This window comes from Pseudomonas sp. 1, from assembly GCF_056626735.1.
In genome coordinates, this window is sequence record NZ_JBWXMQ010000002.1 from 422,154 (window position 1) to 435,444 (window position 13,291).

A 13,291-nucleotide genomic window follows, 5' to 3' on the forward strand; every position below is an offset into this window, starting at 1 on the left:
CGTCTTCGCGGGGGGATCGCTATAATCGGCGGCTTTTGTTCATGAGTGCGGGGTGAGGGATGCGCGATCGACTGTTGGCTGCGGAGAAAGTAAAGGCCATCGATTGGCGTGATGGCGCGCTCCACCTGCTGGATCAGCGCGTTTTGCCGTTCGAGGAAAACTGGATCGCCTACACCAGCGCCGCCGGCGTGGCCGAGGCGATTCGTTCGATGGTAGTGCGCGGTGCGCCGGCCATCGGCATCAGTGCGGCCTACGGCATCGTGCTGGCCGCCCGTGCCCGGATTGCCGAAGGTGGCGACTGGTACGCGGCGCTGGAAGAGGATTTCATGCTGCTGGCCGATTCCCGGCCGACGGCGGTGAATCTGTTCTGGGCGTTGAACCGCATGCATGACCGGCTGGACCGGTTGAAAGAAAACGCCGATCCGCTGGCGACGCTGGAGGCCGAAGCCATCGCCATCCATGAAAGCGATCGCGAAGCCAACCTGACTATGGCCCAGCTCGGCGTTGACCTGATCCGCAAGCATCAGGGCAATGCCCAGGCCATTCTGACGCACTGCAACACCGGCGCCCTGGCCACCGGCGGTTTCGGCACGGCACTCGGAGTGATTCGCGCAGCATTCATCGAGGGTATGGTCGAGCGCGTCTACGCCGACGAAACCCGGCCGTGGCTGCAGGGCTCGCGCCTGACCGCGTGGGAACTGGCTAATGAAGGCATTCCGGTGACCCTGAATGCTGACTCTGCCGCCGCGCACATCATGAAAACCAAAGGCGTGACCTGGGTGATCGTCGGCGCCGACCGGATCACTGCCAACGGCGACGTGGCGAACAAGATTGGCACCTATCAACTGGCAGTCAACGCCATGCATCATGGCGTTCGTTTCATGGTGGTGGCGCCGAGTTCGACCATCGACATGAATCTGGCCAGCGGTGATGACATCCCGATCGAAGAGCGCGCCGGCGCCGAATTGCTGGAAGTTGGCGGCAAGCGCGTCGGCGCTGACGTTGAAGCGTTCAACCCGGTCTTTGACGTGACCCCGGCAGACCTGATCGATGCGATCGTCACCGAGAAAGGCATCGTCGAGCGCCCGGATACCGCGAAAATGGCGCAGTTGATGTGCCGCAAGCGCCTGCATTGATTGACTCTGGCGTCTGTTCGGACGCTATCGCTGGCAAGCCAGCTCCCGCAGGTTTTGTGCATGCCGCCGATCTTGTGGGAGCTGCGGTGCGACGACTCGACGTGCCAGCGATGAGGCCATAAATGTCAATAAACATCCCCAAACCTGACCTCAAATTTGCATTCAGGGAAGCTCTGAGCCTCTCTCGTCCCCGTTAAGCCTGTCATCGGTCATCTAACTATGCTCCATGCGCATCTGGGGGATAGGTGCGTGGCGGCTCTTGTGATAACATCCGGCGTTTTCCGAGGCAGTCCCACGGGGTTGTCTTCACTGCGCAAATCCAGGGTCAACTTGTCGATTTGTCGTAAGTCGGCGCATGGCACTCGGCCTGCATCGACGAGCTTCGTGCGTCCCCTATGGATATGGCGAAGTTTCACCAGAAAAAGGAATCAGGCTTCTCATGGGCGAACTGGCCAAAGAAATCCTCCCGGTCAATATCGAAGACGAGCTGAAACAGTCCTATCTCGACTACGCGATGAGCGTGATCGTCGGCCGTGCGCTGCCGGATGCGCGCGATGGCTTGAAGCCCGTGCACCGTCGCGTGCTGTTCGCGATGAGCGAGCTGGGCAACGACTTCAACAAGCCGTACAAGAAATCTGCCCGTGTCGTCGGTGACGTGATCGGTAAGTATCACCCGCACGGTGATACCGCGGTGTATGACACCATCGTCCGCATGGCGCAGCCTTTCTCCCTGCGTTACCTGCTGGTCGACGGCCAAGGCAACTTCGGTTCGGTGGACGGCGACAACGCCGCGGCCATGCGATACACCGAAGTGCGCATGACCAAGCTGGCGCACGAGCTGCTGGCCGACCTGCACAAGGAAACGGTGGACTGGGTGCCGAACTACGACGGCACCGAACTGATCCCGGCGGTCATGCCGACCCGCGTGCCGAACCTGCTGGTCAACGGTTCCAGCGGTATCGCCGTGGGCATGGCAACCAACATTCCGCCGCACAACCTCGGTGAAGTCATCGACGGTTGCCTGGCCCTCATCGACAACCCTGAGCTGACCGTCGATGAGCTGATGCAATACATCCCCGGTCCGGACTTCCCGACGGCCGCGATCATCAACGGTCGCGCCGGCATCATTGAAGCCTACCGCACGGGTCGCGGCCGCATTTACATGCGCGCCCGTTCGATCATTGAAGACATCGACAAGGTCGGTGGCCGTCAGCAGATCGTCATCACTGAACTCCCTTATCAGCTGAACAAGGCGCGTCTGATCGAGAAGATCGCCGAGCTGGTAAAAGAGAAGAAACTCGAAGGCATCACCGAGCTGCGCGACGAGTCCGACAAGGACGGTATGCGCGTCGTGATCGAGCTGCGTCGCGGCGAAGTGCCTGAGGTGATCCTCAACAACCTCTACGCCCAGACCCAGCTGCAATCGGTATTCGGCATCAACATCGTTGCGCTGATCGACGGCCGCCCACGGATCCTGAACCTCAAGGACCTGCTGGAAGCCTTCGTCCGTCACCGTCGCGAAGTGGTTACCCGCCGCACGGTGTTCGAACTGCGCAAGGCGCGCGAGCGTGGTCACATTCTCGAAGGTCAGGCCGTCGCCCTGTCGAACATCGACCCGGTCATCGCCCTGATCAAGGCCTCGCCGACCCCGTCGGAAGCCAAGGAAGCGCTGGTCAGCACGCCGTGGGAATCCAGTGCGGTGATGACCATGGTCGAGCGCGCCGGTGCCGATTCGTGCCGTCCGGAAAACCTCGATCCGCAATACGGTCTGCGCGACGGCAAGTACTTCCTGTCGCCGGAACAGGCGCAAGCCATTCTGGAGCTGCGTCTGCACCGTCTGACCGGTCTGGAGCACGAAAAGCTGCTGGCCGAGTATCAAGAGATCCTCAACCAGATCGGCGAGCTGATCCGCATCCTCAACAGCGCCACGCGCCTGATGGAAGTGATTCGCGAAGAGCTGGAAGTGATCCGCGCCGAATACGGCGACGTGCGCCGCACCGAAATCCTCGATGCCCGTCTCGACCTGACCCTGGGCGACATGATCCCGGAAGAAGAGCGCGTCGTGACCATCTCCCACGGCGGTTATGCCAAGACCCAGCCGCTGGCTGCGTATCAGGCCCAGCGTCGTGGCGGTAAAGGCAAATCGGCGACCGGCGTCAAGGATGAGGACTACATCGCTCACCTGCTGGTTGCCAACAGCCACACCACGCTGCTGCTGTTCTCCAGCAAGGGCAAGGTGTACTGGCTGAAAACCTACGAAATCCCGGAAGCATCCCGTGCTGCCCGTGGTCGTCCGCTGGTCAACCTGCTGCCGCTGGATGACGGTGAATACATCACCACCATGCTGCCGGTCGAGGAATACACCGAAGGTCACTACATCTTCATGGCCACCGCCAACGGCACCGTGAAGAAGACTCCACTGGAATCCTTCAGTCGTCAGCGCAGCGTCGGTCTGATCGCGCTGGAGCTGGACGAAGGCGACGTGCTGATTTCCGCGGCCATCACCGATGGCGCGCGTGAAGTGATGCTGTTCTCCGACGGCGGCAAGGTGACTCGCTTCAAGGAATCCGACGTTCGTGCCATGGGCCGTACCGCTCGTGGTGTGCGCGGCATGCGTCTGCCGGAAGGGCAGAAGCTGATTTCGATGCTGATCCCGGAAGAAGGCAGCCAGATCCTCACCGCTTCCGAGCGTGGTTATGGCAAGCGCACCGCGATCACCGAGTTCCCTGAGTACAAGCGTGGCGGTCAAGGCGTGATCGCCATGGTCAGCAACGAGCGTAACGGCCGTCTGGTCGGTGCAGTTCAGGTGCTCGACGGCGAGGAGATCATGCTGATTTCCGACCAGGGCACGCTGGTGCGTACCCGTGTCGACGAAGTTTCCAGCCTGGGTCGTAACACCCAGGGTGTGACCCTGATCAAACTGGCCAAGGATGAAACCCTGGTCGGTCTGGAGCGAGTCCAGGAACCGTCGGAAGTCGAAGGTGACGAGCTGGAAGGTGAAGAAGGTGTCGAGCTGGAACAAGGCGTGACCGGCGCCGAACCGGACGATGCGGTCGACAACCTGCAGGCGGACGCCGCAGACGAAGAAGAGTCGCAAGACTAACCAAATCGTAGCAGGGCAGAGTGTTTGCTCTGTCCGCTACCGTGATTGCATAGCGAGAGTGGATGTGAGCAAACGAGCCTTTAACTTCTGCGCAGGTCCCGCTGCGCTGCCTGAAGCTGTCCTGTTGCGTGCCCAGTCCGAGATGCTCGACTGGCATGGCAAGGGTCTGTCGGTCATGGAAATGAGCCATCGCAGTGATGACTACGTGGCCATCGCCGAGAAGGCGGAACAAGACCTGCGCGACCTGCTGTCCATCCCCTCCAATTACAAAGTGCTGTTCCTGCAGGGCGGTGCGAGCCAGCAGTTCGCCGAGATTCCGCTGAACCTGCTGCCCGAGAACGGCACTGCCGACTATGTCGAAACCGGCATCTGGTCGAAGAAAGCCATCGAGGAAGCGCGTCGCTTCGGCAACGTCAACGTCGCTGCCAGCGCCAAGCCTTATGACTACCTGGCCATCCCTGGCCAGAACGAGTGGAAGCTGACCCCGGGTGCGGCCTATCTGCATTACGCGTCGAACGAAACCATCGGCGGCCTGCAGTTCGACTGGGTTCCCGAGGCCGGTGACGTTCCGCTGGTGGTCGACATGTCCTCTGACATCCTCTCGCGTCCGATCGATGTGTCGCAGTACGGCCTGATTTATGCCGGCGCACAGAAGAACATCGGCCCGAGTGGTCTCGTCGTTGTGATCGTTCGTGAGGATCTGCTGGGTCGTGCCCGCAGTTCGTGCCCGACCATGCTCGACTACAAGGTTTCGGCCGACAACGGTTCGATGTACAACACGCCGGCCACCTATTCCTGGTACCTCTCGGGTCTGGTCTTCGAGTGGCTGAAGGAGCAGGGCGGCGTCGCCGCGATGGAGCAGCGCAACAAGGCGAAGAAAGATCGCCTGTACGGCTTCATCGACAACAGCGACTTCTATACCAACCCGATCAGCACCAACGCCCGCTCGTGGATGAACGTGCCGTTCCGTCTGGCTGACGAACGTCTGGACAAAGCGTTCCTGGCTGGCGCCGACGCCCGTGGCCTGCTCAACCTCAAGGGTCATCGTTCGGTCGGCGGCATGCGTGCCTCGATCTACAACGCCCTGGGGCTGGACGCCGTCGAAGCCCTGGTTGGCTACATGGCTGAATTCGAGAAGGAGCATTCCTGATGTCCGAGCAGGAGCTCAAGGCGCTGCGCGTTCGCATCGACAACCTGGATGAGAAAATCCTCCAGTTGATCAGCGATCGCGCGCGCTGTGCCGAAGAGGTTGCCCGGGTCAAGATGGCCAGTCTGGCCGAGGGCGAGCAGCCGGTGTTCTATCGTCCCGAACGTGAGGCGCAGGTCCTCAAGCGCGTGATGGAGCGCAACAAGGGGCCGCTGGGCAATGAAGAGATGGCGCGCTTGTTCCGCGAAATCATGTCTTCGTGCCTGGCCCTCGAGAACCCGCTGAAAGTCGCTTATCTCGGTCCGGAAGGCACCTTCACCCAGGCGGCGGCGATGAAGCACTTCGGGCACGCGGTGATCAGCAAGCCGATGGCGGCGATCGACGAAGTGTTCCGTGAAGTGGCGGCTGGTGCGGTGAATTTCGGCGTGGTGCCGGTGGAGAACTCCACCGAAGGCGCGGTCAACCACACCCTCGACAGCTTCCTTGAGCACGACATGGTGATCTGCGGTGAAGTCGAGCTGCGGATTCACCACCACCTGCTGGTCGGTGAAAACACCAAGACCGACAGCATCAGCCGCATCTATTCCCACGCCCAGTCGCTGGCCCAGTGCCGCAAATGGCTGGATGCCCATTACCCGAATGTCGAGCGTGTGGCGGTGTCCAGCAACGCCGAAGCGGCCAAGCGGGTCAAGGGTGAGTGGAACTCGGCGGCGATCGCCGGTGACATGGCGGCCGGGCTGTACGGCCTGACGCGTCTGGCCGAGAAGATCGAGGATCGTCCGGACAACTCCACGCGCTTCCTGATGATCGGTAACCAGGAAGTGCCGCCGACCGGCGACGACAAAACTTCGATCATCGTGTCGATGAGCAACAAACCCGGCGCGCTCCATGAGCTGCTGGTGCCGTTCCATGACAACGGGATCGACCTGACCCGGATCGAAACCCGTCCGTCGCGCAGCGGTAAGTGGACCTACGTGTTCTTCATCGACTTCGTCGGTCACCACCGTGATCCGCTGATCAAAGGTGTACTGGAAAAGATCAGTCAGGAAGCAGTAGCACTCAAGGTGCTGGGTTCCTACCCGAAAGCAGTTCTTTAAGGGGTGGTAGCAATGAGTGGCAACTTCCTCGCTCTGGCACAGCCGGGCGTGCAACAACTTTCGCCATACGTGCCGGGCAAGCCCGTGGACGAGCTGGCGCGCGAGCTGGACCTGGATCCGGCAAGCATCGTCAAACTGGCAAGCAACGAAAACCCGTTGGGCGCAAGTCCGAAAGCGCTGGCCGCGATCCGCGAAGCGCTGGACGAGCTGACCCGCTACCCGGACGGCAACGGCTTCGCACTCAAATCCCTGCTGGCCGAGCAGTGTCGCGTCGAGCTGAATCAGGTGACGCTGGGCAATGGCTCCAACGACATTCTCGAACTGGTGGCGCGCGCCTATCTGGCGCCGGGCCTGAATGCGGTGTTCAGTGAGCACGCGTTCGCGGTCTATCCGATCGCGACCCAGGCGGTCGGCGCTCAGGCAAAGGTCGTTCCGGCCAAGGATTGGGGCCATGACCTGCCGGCCATGCTGGCGGCCATCGACGCCAACACTCGCGTCGTGTTCATCGCCAACCCGAACAACCCGACCGGTACCTGGTTCGGCGCTGAAGCGCTGGATGAGTTCCTGCAGGACGTGCCTGAGCATGTGCTGGTGGTACTGGACGAAGCCTACATCGAATATGCCGAAGGCAGCGATCTGCCGGATGGTCTGGACTTCCTCGCGGCTTACCCGAACCTGCTGGTCTCGCGCACCTTCTCCAAGGCCTACGGTCTGGCGGCGCTGCGCGTTGGCTATGGTCTGTCCACTCCGGTAGTGGCAGACGTGCTGAACCGTGTACGCCAGCCGTTCAACGTCAACAGCCTGGCCTTGGCCGCGGCCTGTGCGGCGCTGAAGGACGAGGAATATCTGGCGCAGAGCCGTCAGCTCAACGAGTCCGGCATGCAGCAGCTGGAAGCGGGTTTTCGCGAGCTGGGTCTGAGCTGGATACCGTCCAAGGGCAACTTTATCTGTGTCGATCTGGGTCAAGTGGCGGCTCCGGTGTTCCAGGGTCTGCTGCGCGAAGGCGTGATCGTGCGTCCGGTGGCCAACTACGGCATGCCGAACCATCTGCGGGTGACCATCGGTCTGCCGGCGGAAAACAGCCGCTTCCTCGAAGCGCTGCGCAAGGTTCTGGCTCGTGGGTGATGTCACTGCGCTGCAATCTGCTGCACCTATGATCGGGCGCCTGGTGGTGGTCGGTCTTGGGTTGATCGGTGGTTCGTTTGCCAAAGGCTTGCGTGAAAGCGGTGTGTGCCGCGAAGTGGTCGGCGTTGATCTCGACCCGCAATCGCGCAAGCTGGCGGTCGAGTTGGGCGTGGTGGATCGCTGCGAAGACGATCTGGTGGCCGCTTGCCAGGGCGCGGACGTGATCCAGTTGGCGGTGCCGATCCTGGCCATGGAAAAAGTGCTGGCTCGTCTGGCCGGCATGGATCTTGGGCAGGCAATCCTGACGGACGTCGGCAGCGCCAAGGGCAATGTGGTGCGCGCGGCGACCGAAGCGTTTGGCGGCATGCCGACGCGTTTCGTACCGGGGCATCCGATTGCCGGTTCCGAGCAGAGCGGGGTGGAAGCCTCCAACTCGGAGCTGTTCCGCCGTCATAAAGTGATTTTGACCCCGCTGGAGCAGACCGATCCGTCTGCCGTGGCGGTGGTTGATCGCTTGTGGCGCGAGCTGGGCGCCGACGTCGAGCACATGCAGGTCGAGCGTCACGATGAAGTGCTGGCCGCGACCAGCCATCTGCCGCACTTGCTGGCCTTCGGTCTGGTCGATTCGTTGGCCAAGCGCAATGAAAATCTTGAGATCTTCCGTTACGCTGCGGGCGGTTTCCGTGATTTCACAAGAATTGCCGGAAGCGACCCGGTCATGTGGCATGACATCTTTCTCGCCAACCGCGAGGCTGTCCTGCGCACACTCGATACATTTCGCAGCGACCTCGACGCCTTGCGCGACGCGGTCGATGCAGGGGATGGGCACCAATTGTTGGGCGTCTTCACGCGCGCCCGGGTTGCCCGCGAGCATTTCAGTAAAATCCTGGCCCGCAGGGCCTATGTGGACGCTATGAATTCCAACGATCTGATCTTCCTGGCTCAACCTGGTGGCCGCCTGTCCGGTCGGATTCGCGTACCGGGTGACAAATCGATTTCCCACCGTTCGATCATGCTCGGTTCCCTGGCTGAAGGCGTCACCGAAGTCGAAGGCTTCCTGGAGGGTGAAGACGCCCTGGCGACCTTGCAGGCGTTCCGCGACATGGGCGTGGTCATCGAAGGCCCGCATCACGGCCGTGTGACCATCCACGGTGTCGGCCTGCATGGCCTGAAACCGGCGCCGGGCCCGATCTATCTGGGCAACTCCGGTACTTCGATGCGCCTGCTGTCCGGCCTGCTGGCCGCGCAGGACTTCGACAGCACCCTGACCGGTGACGCGTCGCTGTCCAAACGCCCGATGAATCGCGTCGCAAACCCGCTGCGGGAAATGGGCGCCGTGATCGAAACCGCTGCCGACGGTCGTCCGCCGATGACCATTCGTGGCGGTCACAAGCTCAAAGGCCTGACCTACACCATGCCGATGGCCAGTGCCCAGGTTAAATCCTGCCTGTTGCTGGCGGGTCTGTACGCCGAAGGCAAGACCACCGTGACCGAGCCGGCTCCGACTCGTGACCATACCGAGCGCATGCTGCGCGGCTTTGGCTATCCGGTGAGCGTTGACGGCGCGACTGCGTCCGTCGAGTCCGGTGGCAAGCTGGCTGCGACCCACATCGAAGTGCCGGGTGATATCTCGTCATCGGCGTTCTTCCTGGTAGCAGCGTCGATCGCTGAAGGTTCGGAGCTGGTGCTCGAACACGTCGGCATCAACCCGACCCGTACTGGCGTAATCGACATCCTGCGCCTGATGGGTGCCGACATCACCCTGGAAAACCAGCGTGAAGTAGGCGGCGAACCAGTAGCGGATCTTCGCGTGCGGGCAGCTAAACTCAAGGGTATCGAGATTCCGGAGGCGCTGGTTCCTCTGGCCATCGACGAATTCCCGGTGCTGTTCGTGGCTGCGGCCTGTGCCGAAGGGCGCACCGTGCTGACCGGCGCCGAGGAGCTGCGGGTCAAGGAGTCGGATCGTATCCAGGTCATGGCGGACGGTTTGCTGGCGCTGGGCGTCAAGTGCGAGCCGACCCCGGACGGCATCATCATCGACGGCGGCCAGATCGGCGGCGGCGAAGTGCATGGTCATGGCGATCACCGCATCGCGATGGCTTTCAGCGTGGCCTCGCTGCGCGCCACTGCACCGATCCGCATCCATGATTGCGCCAACGTCGCGACGTCGTTCCCGAACTTCCTGGCGCTGTGCGCGCAGGTCGGCATTCGTGTGGCGCAAGAGGCTCAGTCGTGAACAACATTGCACCGGTCATCACCATCGATGGGCCAAGCGGCTCGGGCAAAGGCACCGTAGCCGGGATTCTGGCCAAGCGTCTGGGCTGGAATCTGCTGGATTCCGGCGCGCTTTATCGCCTGCTGGCGTTTGCTGCGCGCAATCATGGTGTCGACCTGACCAATGAAGAGCTGCTGAAGAAACTGGCCGCTCATCTGGATGTGCAGTTCATCGCCGCGACCGACGGTCAGTTGCAGCGCATCATTCTGGAAGGTGACGAAGTCAGCGATGTCATTCGCACCGAGAGCGTCGGCTCCGGCGCTTCCCAGGTGGCTGCATTGCCGGCCGTTCGCGAGGCGCTGCTGCAGCGCCAGCGCGCTTTCCAGGAAACGCCTGGTCTGGTGGCCGATGGTCGCGACATGGGAACGGTGGTTTTTCCGAACGCACCCTTGAAGATTTTCCTGACCGCCAGTGCCGAGGAGCGGGCGCGCCGTCGATATTTGCAGTTGAAGGGCAAAGTCGAGGGTGTTAGTCTGTCGAGTCTGCTAGATGAGATCCGTGCGCGCGATGAGCGTGATACCCAGCGAGCGGTGGCCCCGCTCAAGCCGGCGGCCGACGCGATACAGCTGGATTCCACGGAGTTGTCCATCGATCAGGTGCTTGAACGCATCATGAGCGAGATTGCCATTCGCGATATCGCCGGGTGACCAGGAAGGCCGCAGGGGACCAGTCATAGTCCTGCGGTGGCTTCCTTTACATGAAACTGACCCGCATCGTCTGGGATGTGGAGATGGGCGTATTTTTCGCCCTAATCAACAGGAATTAAAATGAGCGAAAGCTTTGCGGAACTCTTTGAAGAAAGCCTGAAGACTCTGAACCTTCAGACAGGCTCCATCATCACCGGCGTTATCGTTGATATCGACGACAGAAATGGCTGGGTTACCGTTCATGCGGGCCTGAAGTCTGAAGCGCTCATCCCGCTTGAGCAGTTCTACAACGAAGCTGGCGAACTGACCATCAACGTCGGTGACGAAACTCACGTTGCTCTGGACTCGGTTGAAGACGGTTTCGGTGAAACCAAGCTGTCCCGTGAAAAAGCCAAGCGCGCTGAATGCTGGATCGTTCTGGAAGCAGCCTTCGCAGCTGAGGAAGTGGTCAAGGGCGTTATCAACGGTAAGGTTAAAGGCGGCTTCACTGTCGACGTTAACGGCATCCGTGCGTTCCTGCCAGGTTCCCTGGTTGACGTCCGTCCAGTGCGCGACACCACGCACCTGGAAGGCAAAGAGCTGGAATTCAAGGTCATCAAGCTGGACCAGAAGCGCAACAACGTTGTCGTTTCGCGTCGCAGCGTCCTGGAAGCCGAGAACTCCGCCGAGCGTGAAGCTCTGCTGGAATCCCTGCAAGAAGGCCAGCAAGTCAAAGGTATCGTCAAAAACCTCACCGATTACGGCGCATTCGTCGATCTGGGTGGCGTGGACGGCCTGCTGCACATCACCGACATGGCCTGGAAGCGCATCAAGCATCCTTCCGAGATCGTCAACGTTGGTGACGAGATTGACGTCAAGGTTCTGAAATACGATCGCGAACGCAACCGTGTTTCCCTGGGCCTGAAGCAACTGGGTGAAGATCCATGGGTTGCTATCAAAGCCCGTTACCCAGAAGGCACTCGCGTTACCGCTCGTGTAACCAACCTGACCGACTACGGCTGCTTCGCTGAGCTGGAAGAAGGCGTTGAAGGTCTGGTACACGTTTCGGAAATGGACTGGACCAACAAGAACATCCACCCTTCGAAAGTCGTACAAGTCGGCGACGAAGTGGAAGTCATGGTTCTGGACATCGACGAAGAGCGTCGTCGTATCTCCCTGGGCATCAAGCAGTGCAAGTCGAACCCATGGGAAGACTTCTCTGGCCAGTTCAACAAGGGCGACAAGATCTCCGGCACCATCAAGTCGATCACCGATTTCGGTATCTTCATTGGTCTTGACGGCGGTATCGACGGTCTGGTTCACCTGTCCGACATCTCCTGGAACGAAACCGGCGAAGAAGCCGTGCGTCGTTACAAGAAGGGCGACGAGCTGGACACCGTTATCCTGTCGGTTGACCCGGAGCGTGAGCGTATCTCCCTGGGTATCAAGCAACTGGAAAGCGATCCGTTCTCCGAGTACGTCTCGGTTAACGACAAAGGCGCAATCGTTACTGGCACCGTGAAAGAAGTTGACGCCAAAGGCGCCATCATCGTTCTGGCCGACGATATCGAAGCGACTCTGAAAGCCTCCGAAATCAGCCGTGACCGCGTTGAAGACGCGCGCAACGTTCTGAAAGAAGGTCAGCAAGTAGAAGCCAAGATCATCAGCGTTGATCGTAAGAGCCGCGTAATCCAGCTGTCGATCAAATCGAAAGACGATGCTGAAGAGAAAGAAGCCATCCAGAGCCTGAAAGCAGCTCCGGAAGGTGAAGCAGCTGACACCACCATGGCGGCACTGCTGCGTCAAGCAATGGCCAAACAGAACTGAGTTCTGTCTGATCATTAAAAAGGGCGACTTCGGTCGCCCTTTTTTGTGCCTGTGATTTATTTGGCGTCATGCTGTGCGTTGTCCCGGTGAAACCATTCCCTTTGTGCGGCGGTCTGTTTCTTTAATCGGATCAATCGTCTATTCGCGTCTAGGCTTAGTCTGAAGATCGCGGTAGTCGGGCAGGCGCCTGGCATAAGGATGTGAATGAACAAGTTTATAGTTCTGTTGGGTGTGTTGGTGTTGGCAGGGTGTACTACCAGCGCCAAGACCCATGCGGTGCGCGGAGTTAGCGGCATCGAAGTCGATTGCTCGGGTTTGGGGTCGGGCTGGGAGAGGTGTCAGAAGCGCGCAGCCAAGGAGTGCAAGGGTGCGGGTTATAAGGTGATTACGCGATCTGATGATGCCCGGGATGAGGATGAGTTTCCCTTTGGCTTTAATCCTGCCGGCTACGTCACTCGAACCATGCTGGTGATTTGTCGGTGAATAAGCGTTGGCGTGCTTGCGATCCGATGCCCTGAAAATGGGCGTTTCGGCGAGCGGAAAGATATGTCAAGCCCTGGGCTGTTCAAAATCTTCAGGGCGTGCTAAAACCTTTCAAGCGCTGATCTAGCTGCTTGAAAAAGAAGGGAAAAATATGACGAAGTCGGAGTTGATCGAACGAATTGTCACCCATCAGGGTCTGCTCTCATCCAAGGATGTGGAGCTGGCTATCAAGACCATGCTTGAGCAAATGTCCCAGTGTCTGGCTACGGGGGATCGTATCGAGATCCGTGGTTTTGGCAGCTTTTCCTTGCACTATCGTGCGCCGCGCGTCGGTCGAAATCCAAAGACCGGTCAGTCCGTCAGCCTTGATGGAAAATTCGTTCCGCATTTCAAGCCAGGCAAAGAGCTGCGAGATCGCGTGAATGAAGAAGAGGAGGAGGGGGTTTGACGGTCACCGTTACGCGAGGAGCCG

At 60.1% G+C, this 13,291-nt stretch carries 10 protein-coding genes; all 10 read left to right on the plus strand.

Going from position 1 to position 13,291, the window contains the following annotated elements:
- Window positions 1-59 precede the first annotated feature (59 nt).
- The 10 genes from mtnA to ihfB all read left to right on the plus strand — a co-directional run bounded on the left by mtnA (window position 60) and on the right by ihfB (window position 13,267).
- On the plus strand, window positions 60-1,136 hold the full coding sequence (mtnA, locus tag AC1MDC_RS05135; RefSeq protein WP_085699925.1) for an S-methyl-5-thioribose-1-phosphate isomerase: 1,077 nt from the start codon (window positions 60-62) through the stop codon (window positions 1,134-1,136).
- 439 nt (window positions 1,137-1,575) lie between these two features.
- Window positions 1,576-4,239 (plus strand): DNA gyrase subunit A, encoded by a 2,664-nt coding sequence (gyrA, locus tag AC1MDC_RS05140; protein ID WP_085699927.1) that lies wholly within the window; start codon window positions 1,576-1,578, stop codon window positions 4,237-4,239.
- A gap of 64 nt (window positions 4,240-4,303) precedes the next feature.
- Entirely contained in the window at window positions 4,304-5,389 is a 1,086-nt protein-coding gene (gene serC, locus AC1MDC_RS05145; protein ID WP_234205761.1) for a 3-phosphoserine/phosphohydroxythreonine transaminase, read from the plus strand.
- Window positions 5,389-6,483 (plus strand): prephenate dehydratase, encoded by a 1,095-nt coding sequence (gene pheA / locus AC1MDC_RS05150; protein ID WP_007950913.1) that lies wholly within the window; start codon window positions 5,389-5,391, stop codon window positions 6,481-6,483. The genes serC and pheA overlap by 1 nt, the downstream gene beginning before the upstream one ends.
- A gap of 12 nt (window positions 6,484-6,495) precedes the next feature.
- Complete coding sequence (gene hisC / locus AC1MDC_RS05155) at window positions 6,496-7,608, plus strand: histidinol-phosphate transaminase (RefSeq protein ID WP_007950914.1); 1,113 nt, start codon at window positions 6,496-6,498, stop codon at window positions 7,606-7,608.
- 28 nt (window positions 7,609-7,636) lie between these two features.
- Window positions 7,637-9,844, plus strand: a complete 2,208-nt coding sequence (locus tag AC1MDC_RS05160; RefSeq protein ID WP_234206545.1) for a bifunctional prephenate dehydrogenase/3-phosphoshikimate 1-carboxyvinyltransferase — start codon at window positions 7,637-7,639, stop codon at window positions 9,842-9,844.
- The gene (gene cmk / locus AC1MDC_RS05165; RefSeq protein ID WP_480392602.1) at window positions 9,841-10,530 is read left to right on the plus strand and encodes a (d)CMP kinase; all 690 of its coding nucleotides are present in this window, start codon (window positions 9,841-9,843) and stop codon (window positions 10,528-10,530) included. Before AC1MDC_RS05160 ends, cmk begins: the two co-directional genes overlap by 4 nt.
- Window positions 10,531-10,650: 120 nt before the next feature.
- Window positions 10,651-12,336 carry a 30S ribosomal protein S1 gene (rpsA, locus tag AC1MDC_RS05170; RefSeq protein WP_085699937.1) on the plus strand — a complete coding sequence of 562 codons (1,686 nt, stop codon included), beginning with the start codon at window positions 10,651-10,653 and terminating at the stop codon, window positions 12,334-12,336.
- A 204-nt stretch (window positions 12,337-12,540) separates the two neighbouring features.
- On the plus strand, window positions 12,541-12,819 hold the full coding sequence (locus AC1MDC_RS05175; protein ID WP_085699939.1) for a hypothetical protein: 279 nt from the start codon (window positions 12,541-12,543) through the stop codon (window positions 12,817-12,819).
- Between the two features lie 151 nt (window positions 12,820-12,970).
- Complete coding sequence (gene ihfB, locus AC1MDC_RS05180) at window positions 12,971-13,267, plus strand: integration host factor subunit beta (protein ID WP_003189779.1); 297 nt, start codon at window positions 12,971-12,973, stop codon at window positions 13,265-13,267.
- Window positions 13,268-13,291 lie beyond the last annotated feature (24 nt).